Raw genomic sequence first — 6,584 nt, 5'->3', positions numbered from 1 at the left:
GAGCGGTTGAAGGCACCGGTCTTGAAAACCGGCGACCCGAAAGGGTTCCAGAGTTCGAATCTCTGCGCTTCCGCCAGATATAAACCCCAGGTTACTTGTTAACCTGGGGTTTTTCTTTTTGCTTCAGCGCAGGTTTGCCCATCACCAGATTCTGGCCATTCCTTCGCTTGCCGGGCGAACGAGCGTAAAACCAAATTTTGCATAAAGCTCAGGCACGTCGGCCATTAAGCAAACGTAGGCTCCTTTGCAGGCGTGGGTATCCAGCCAGGCAACAAGCGTTTCCATTATGACCCTGCCGAGTCCTCTCCCCTGATGAAGCGGATCAACGGCGACGTCGACAATATCGAAATTCAACGCACCGTCCCCCACGATCCGCCCCATACCTACCGGTTTACCCTCACACAGAATATGCATGCCATAACAGCTGCCGGGCAGCGCTTTTCGGGCCGCCTCCAGCGGGCGAGGGCTAAGGCCCGAGATTTCGCGCAGCCGGCAAAACGCTTCTGCAGTGGGGACGGTTTCAACCACGGTATAGTTATCAGGCATAAGAAGAGCTCCAGTCGGTGTTCAGTAAAGGGCTTCAGTCTGGCAGTAAAATTGACTAAAGACGATTTCACGGACCGATCATGTTCACACTTTTAACCTCTCGCTATTCTCCTGTGAAAATCAGGCGTTATCATTCACCCCGTAAATACCTTTTCATCTCTTACCGAGGCTTTGATGCTGGAGAATGTTTTCATCAGATAATCAGCTTCCCGCCCTTCTCAGGACGGACTGGTTATCGCTGCGCTTAAACCTTACGCACGCACCTGCTGGTGTGGGCTCGTTTTTACGCATGATGATTACACAGGTTTTCCAGTATGAATTTATCCCGTCAGGAACAACGTACCTTACACGTTCTCGCCAAAGGTGGACGTATTGTGCACGTCCGCGACAGTTCTGGCCGCGTCACGTCCGTTGAGTGTTATACCCGTGAAGGGTTGGTGCTGAGCGACTGCACGCTCAGCGTCTTCAAAAAACTCCGCACTAAAAAGCTGATCCGTTCCGTGAACGGGCAGCCTTACCGCATCAATACCACCGGGCTGAATAACGTTCGCGCCCAGCTGGACAATCGCTAAGCGGAAGAAATCACGCCACCCTCGGGTGGCGTTCATACATTGAACGGAATGTCGACCGGGTAAGCGCAGCGCCACCCGGCAAGAAACGCGGCGTTAAGAGCGGATAAAAGCCAGAATATCCGCGTTGATGGTATCCGCGTGGGTGGTATGCATCCCGTGTGGGAAGCCCGGATAAATTTTCAGTACGCTGTTCGCCAGCAACTGGTCCTGCAGAAGGGCGGCATTTTTATACGGCACGACCTGATCGTCGTCGCCCTGCATCACCAGAACGGGAACCGTAATGGCTTTCAGATCTTCCGTCTGGTCGGTCTCTGAAAACGCCTTGATCCCTTCGTAGTGCGCTTTGGCGCTGCCGATCATGCCCTGACGCCACCAGTTCTGAATCGTTCCCTGCGAAACCTCGGCGCCATCGCGATTAAAACCGTAGAAAGGACCGCTGGCAACGTCGAGGTAAAACTGGGCGCGGTTAGCCGCCAGCGCCTGGCGAAAACCATCGAAAACCTCAATCGGCGTGCCGCCGGGGTTAGCGTCCGTTTTGACCATCAGAGGAGGGACGGCGCTGACAAGCACCGCTTTGGCGACGCGACCCTGCGGCTGACCATACTTCGCCACATAGCGGGCGACCTGGCCGCCGCCGGTAGAGTGACCGACGTGAACGGCATTGCGTAAGTCCAGGCTTTCAACAACGGCTGACGCATCGGCCGCATAGTGATCCATATCATGCCCTTCACTCACCTGATCCGAACGTCCATGACCGCGGCGATCGAGCGCGATAACGCGATAGCCTTCCGCAAGGAAGAAGAGCATCTGGTTATCCCAGTCATCTGCACTTAACGGCCAGCCGTGGTGGAAGACGATGGGCTGCGCCTCTTTTGGACCCCAGTCTTTGTAGTAAATGTTGACGCCATCTTTCGTGGTAACGAATGCCATACCGCTGACTCCTCTGTTAAAGGCAAAACGCGTGCCGACTGAACGCAGTGCAGATCAGTAATGCCTTAATTAAGTTGGTTTTTTTCTGTTTCCCGTACCGACAGTACTCCTAAAGTGTAGGATAAAGCGTAAAAGCAGGCGGTTTCATTTTTGTTAACGGTGTTCTTCAATATAGCGGGCCAGGTCCGCCGGGGTTTTCAGCACCGTCGCCACGTCTGTTGGCGGGATCATACAGCCGTAAACGTCCTGCACTTCCAGTACCATGTCGACCGCCAGAATAGAGTCGAGAATGTCTGAGTCAATCAGTTCATCGTGGAAACCGACCTTACGGGATAATACGTTTTCGAACAGGGCGAGAATTTCTTGTTCCATCATTTTTTCCTGGTGTCATTAATGTGTGCGGGCGTAAGCGTCCAGCAGTTTGCGGTCAATTTTGCCGTTAGGATTCAACGGTAAAGCGTCTTTGACGATAATTTGTGACGGTACCATATAGGGTGGAACCACCTTCGACAGGGCGGTTTTGATCGTATCCGGTGCCAGCTCCGTCACGCAGAAGGCGGCAATGCGCAGTACGCTACCACAGGATTTCATCAGCGGCAGTACCACCGCTTCGTTGATGCCGGACATGGCCAGCAGACGGTTTTCGATCTCGTTGATTTCAATACGGTAACCATTCAGTTTGATCTGGCTGTCATTGCGGCCCTGACAATAGATGAGCCCTGCTTCATACCCCAGATCGCCGGTCCGGTAGCCACGAAAGGCTTCATTTTCACGGTAGAGCAATTTTGCCGCGTTCTCCTGCGGCAGGCCGAGGTAGCCGCGCATAACGTTCTTACCCCAGATAATCAGCTCGCCCTCGGCGGTAATTTCCATTTTGCTCTCTGGCATCATGACCCCCACCGGCAGCACGGCGCTGTCGCTGTTGAGGATCTCATCCGTTATCTCCACCACAGTTGTCGCAATGGTCGCTTCCGTCGGGCCATAGGCGTTAATGATGTTGGCCTGCGGGAAACGGCGGCGTAGCTGCTTAACCAGCGCTTTATTTAACACCTCACCAATGAAGATAAAGACCTTGAGTGCTGGCAAATACTCGCTGTTGAACTGCGGGGACAGCAGCTGCTGGTAAGCAAAAGAGGGGGTAGAAACCCAGGCGGACACCGCGTTGCTTTTCAGCCGCGCCAGCCAGTTTGCTTTCTGAATATCCTCTTTGGCGTTCAGTACGATGTGTCCCCCCATCGCCAGATTCGCCAGTAACGGGATCAGGGAGAGGTCAAAACTGAATACCGCGTGGTTCATCAGCACCGGTTGTTCCGGCAGTGAAAAGTCTTTGCTGACCCATTTCATGAAGTGCCATACGCTCTCACGGCCAATCTGCACGCCTTTAGGCTTGCCGGTGCTGCCCGAGGTAAACATGATATAGGCCAGATCCTGCTCCTCCAGCACCTTGCCTGTCTCACCGGTGGCGGTGAACTGCCGGGTCGCCACGTCGTAATAGTAAGGGGCACTGGCCAGATGGCAGATCTCCTTCAGCCTTTCCTGCGGATAGATGCAGTCGACCGGGATATACGGAATGTTATGCAGCAGGCAGCTATAAATCGCTACGGCAAATTCCGCCTGCTGGTGTCCGTACAAGACGACCGGCGTACCTGCAACAGGCCGGCAGCGCTGATAGCGCTGCGCCCAGTCCGTCACGGCTGCGGAAAGCTGTTCCCAGCTTAGAGATTCGTCGCTGCCGCTGATGGCCAGCTGTTGCGGACGCGCGGGATCGCATAATGCCGCACGTAAGAAATCCTGCAGTGCCTGAAGGTCGGCGTGATTTTTCATAGAGGTGACATTCCACTAAAGATGTAAAGGGACCCTGCCGCGCTTCCCAGCGTCAGAATTCGCCCCAAAAAAGCAACAGCCGGATACTGCAATCCGCGCTGTAATGCCGGGCTGCGTTTGGCTGACCACAACAGCATGTTATGGGCCACCGAAATCGCGCCAAACAGCGCGCCGCTGATGACATAATGGCGTTCCAGACCATTCCACGCGCCCATGCAGAACAGGGTGCAAAAAATGCCGATATTTTGCGCCAGCGTTTTGTTCTGACGGAAAAAAGTAAACTTCATCAGGTTCATATAGACGGGCATAAACACCACATCACGCAGCCATTCAGACAGGCTGATGTGGAAGCGACGCCAGAAATCCTGCGGGTTTTTGGCGAGAAGGGGCATATTGAAGTTTGCCGGAATGTTCAACCCAAACAGGCGGCCCGCACCGATGGCCATATTGCTGTAGCCCGCAAAATCAAAATAGAGATAGGCGCTATAGGCCAGTGACATCACCACGCCCACGGTCAGCGTAAACGGCTTATGGCTCCAGGGCTGCACGACAAGTGAATCAACCAGCATGGCAAACAGGAACTTCTGGACAATGCCGGTAATGATTTGCTCCAGCGCCACTAAAAACTGTTCGCGGTTAAGGGCAAAGACGGGCTTACTGACATCGCTCATCCATGTCCGCCAGCGGTACATGGGGCCCGCCAGAATAATAAAGGGCATAAACAGATAGCAGAAATAATGCAGGAAATTCTGTCCTTCTTTTTTACTGCGATAGAGCAGCACGTCCACCGCGCGGAACGTCATAAAAGAGAGGCCGATCATGCCGAGATGATGATTAAGATGCAGTTTCACCAAAAATAAAGGCAGCAGCGTTAACACAATCGCCTGCCAGGTTTTTAACCAGCCTTTTTCTTTTAACGTGGCGACAAGGTAAAAACTGAAAAAAACGACCGCGGGAACACGGTAATCACCCTGAAAAATATAGCCCCAGCCTAATGCGGCGAGGACGGATAACGCCGATAAATACGTCAGGCGATGACGTAATACGCGATTGATCAGCGCAAACGCCAGGGCGGATGAAAATAAATAGACAAAAAACATGCCTGAGCTGTACATCATTCGGCCTCAGAACTTTTGATATTCAAAATGCAGCTGCATACTCATGCTGTCATCGACAGAGGTCCACGCGACGATGGTGATCGCCAGCAGGAGATAAAGGAAAAAAAGACGGATCGCGATTTTCATTATTTAAAACTCTGCGCAATAAAGCGAATCATAGGAACCCAGGCCAGCTCGGAAGGGTGCAAACGATCCCAGTTCCAGCCATTCTGATAAGGCATGGCGTACATATCGAAATAAGGGATCTGGTTCGCTTCCAGAATGGTTTGAATTTGCTTATCAACCGGGCGGAAGGTATCGGTATTGTAAAGCGCCCAGGGATTCACCGGGTCGACGATAGCAATCACCTGCACGTGACGGTCTTTCAGCAACTGGACAGTTTTTTTGAACGCGGCGATTTGCGCAGGTACGACCGGTGTGTCATCCCACTGCTGTCGCGTACCGTCCTCCTCGTAAATCGTTTTGTCCATCCATAGTGTGGCCGCGCTCTGCTGGCGTTTTTTATTGAGCTCGCGGGCATTCGCCAGCTCTTTATCCCAGTCCGGGGTGATGTGGGTTGTGGGCTGCTGCGGCCAGGGCTGCGCCGTCCCGGGCGTGATGTGGAGCAGCGCCAGCCAGTCGTTTTTAATCAGGGTGCAGATATTGGCAAACTGGTAACTCAGCTCGTCCCACATCAGACCGGGGTGCCAGCCAAAGACGCGCATTTGACCAAAGGTTAAATGACTTATTTCTTTGGCATCAATATGCTTTAAGTAATTTACCAGCAACGGGCGCGCCTGCGGATCCTGCATCAGCGGATTAAAAACAGAGGACGGGAAATTATCGGCATAGATAGCAGGAGGCAAACCTTTTGAATAAAAGCTGTCCGGTGCCAGAAGCAAAACAACTTTACTGTTTGCGTTAAGGCTATTTTTAAAACGTGAGAGCAGCAAAAATTGCGTTTCGTCATCGACAAAGGCATCGCCATACGCCACAACGGGTTGGTGCAATTGCTTATTAAAGTAATTATATACCGCGTAATGTTCATCTTCCGAGGTTGCAACCTCAGACGCACCAATGAAAAAAATCGCATTCCCTTCTAAGGCATGGGAAATAGTCGCTATTTTTTCCGCTTGTTCTTTCGGCGTGCCCGCCATTGATTTAATCAGCGGCTGGAAGGTGAGGGGCGGATTAACGCCCGACACGAACGGATGAACACAAAGGAACAACATGGCCAGGGTCGCCATCAGGATATGTAAGCAAAGCGTATTTTTGATTTTCATCATCAACCAGTAAGACTACATGGCAGTAATTTCTACAATCTGTGGGTAATCAAATTCATAACAATTACACAACAAATGGCGGTCTATTTTTTTTGGCATTCTATACCAGAGTGTTTTAAAAGGATGAGCGTTGCTGTGTAACGGTATGTACAAGGGGGCGAAGAAAGAACGGGGACCCCGGCCCGGTGGCTTTTTGAGCAATCAACCCTCCGTAGTCAAAAATAGAAAAATTCCTGCTTTACAAGGCGCTAATAGATGTTTATAGTGCGCCTCACTTTGGAAGCGTGGCCGAGCGGTTGAAGGCACCGGTCTTGAAAACCGGCGACCCGAAA

The 6,584-nt window shown here is 52.2% G+C and carries 7 protein-coding genes; 1 reads left to right on the top strand and 6 read right to left on the bottom strand.

Features of this window, described 5'->3' with window-relative positions; all coding sequences use genetic code 11:
- Positions 1-141 precede the first annotated feature (141 nt).
- Positions 142-546, bottom strand: a complete 405-nt coding sequence (locus LDK53_RS21475) for a GNAT family N-acetyltransferase (RefSeq protein ID WP_225288023.1) — start codon at positions 544-546, stop codon at positions 142-144.
- A gap of 314 nt (positions 547-860) precedes the next feature.
- Here LDK53_RS21475 and LDK53_RS21470 point away from each other — a divergent pair, with 314 nt between their 5' ends.
- Positions 861-1,118, top strand: a complete 258-nt coding sequence (locus tag LDK53_RS21470; RefSeq protein WP_021240841.1) for a YjhX family toxin — start codon at positions 861-863, stop codon at positions 1,116-1,118.
- Positions 1,119-1,211: 93 nt separating this feature from the next.
- Here the strand turns inward: LDK53_RS21470 and LDK53_RS21465 are convergent, their stop codons facing one another.
- From LDK53_RS21465 to LDK53_RS21445, 5 genes are all read right to left on the bottom strand, one after another.
- Positions 1,212-2,048 carry an alpha/beta fold hydrolase gene (locus LDK53_RS21465; RefSeq protein ID WP_025755962.1) on the bottom strand — a complete coding sequence of 279 codons (837 nt, stop codon included), beginning with the start codon at positions 2,046-2,048 and terminating at the stop codon, positions 1,212-1,214.
- Between the two features lie 153 nt (positions 2,049-2,201).
- Complete coding sequence (locus LDK53_RS21460) at positions 2,202-2,420, bottom strand: acyl carrier protein (protein WP_025755960.1); 219 nt, start codon at positions 2,418-2,420, stop codon at positions 2,202-2,204.
- 18 nt (positions 2,421-2,438) lie between these two features.
- The gene (locus LDK53_RS21455) at positions 2,439-3,872 is read right to left on the bottom strand and encodes an AMP-binding protein (protein ID WP_225288022.1); all 1,434 of its coding nucleotides are present in this window, start codon (positions 3,870-3,872) and stop codon (positions 2,439-2,441) included.
- Positions 3,869-4,987, bottom strand: a complete 1,119-nt coding sequence (locus tag LDK53_RS21450; RefSeq protein WP_095440951.1) for an MBOAT family O-acyltransferase — start codon at positions 4,985-4,987, stop codon at positions 3,869-3,871. Before LDK53_RS21450 ends, LDK53_RS21455 begins: the two co-directional genes overlap by 4 nt.
- 128 nt (positions 4,988-5,115) lie before the next feature.
- Entirely contained in the window at positions 5,116-6,252 is a 1,137-nt protein-coding gene (locus tag LDK53_RS21445) for a D-alanyl-lipoteichoic acid biosynthesis protein DltD (RefSeq protein WP_225288024.1), read from the bottom strand.
- Between the last annotated feature and the right edge of the window lie 332 nt (positions 6,253-6,584).

The organism is Enterobacter sp. K16B (assembly GCF_020216105.1).
GTDB lineage: Bacteria > Pseudomonadota > Gammaproteobacteria > Enterobacterales > Enterobacteriaceae > Enterobacter > Enterobacter sichuanensis.
The sequence above is the reverse complement of the archived record's forward strand: the minus strand, read 5'-3'. Positions and strand labels throughout refer to the sequence as shown.

Bases quoted from the DNA above. Each gene is read 5' to 3' on its own strand.
- LDK53_RS21455 (WP_225288022.1), bottom strand. From the start codon at position 3,872: ATGAAAAATCACGCCGACCTTCAGGCACTGCAGGATTTCTTACGTGCG.
- LDK53_RS21445 (WP_225288024.1), bottom strand. From the start codon at position 6,252: ATGAAAATCAAAAATACGCTTTGCTTACATATCCTGATGGCGACCCTG.
- LDK53_RS21475 (WP_225288023.1), bottom strand. From the start codon at position 546: ATGCCTGATAACTATACCGTGGTTGAAACCGTCCCCACTGCAGAAGCG.
- LDK53_RS21465 (WP_025755962.1), bottom strand. From the start codon at position 2,048: ATGGCATTCGTTACCACGAAAGATGGCGTCAACATTTACTACAAAGAC.
- LDK53_RS21470 (WP_021240841.1), top strand. From the start codon at position 861: ATGAATTTATCCCGTCAGGAACAACGTACCTTACACGTTCTCGCCAAA.
- LDK53_RS21460 (WP_025755960.1), bottom strand. From the start codon at position 2,420: ATGGAACAAGAAATTCTCGCCCTGTTCGAAAACGTATTATCCCGTAAG.
- LDK53_RS21450 (WP_095440951.1), bottom strand. From the start codon at position 4,987: ATGTACAGCTCAGGCATGTTTTTTGTCTATTTATTTTCATCCGCCCTG.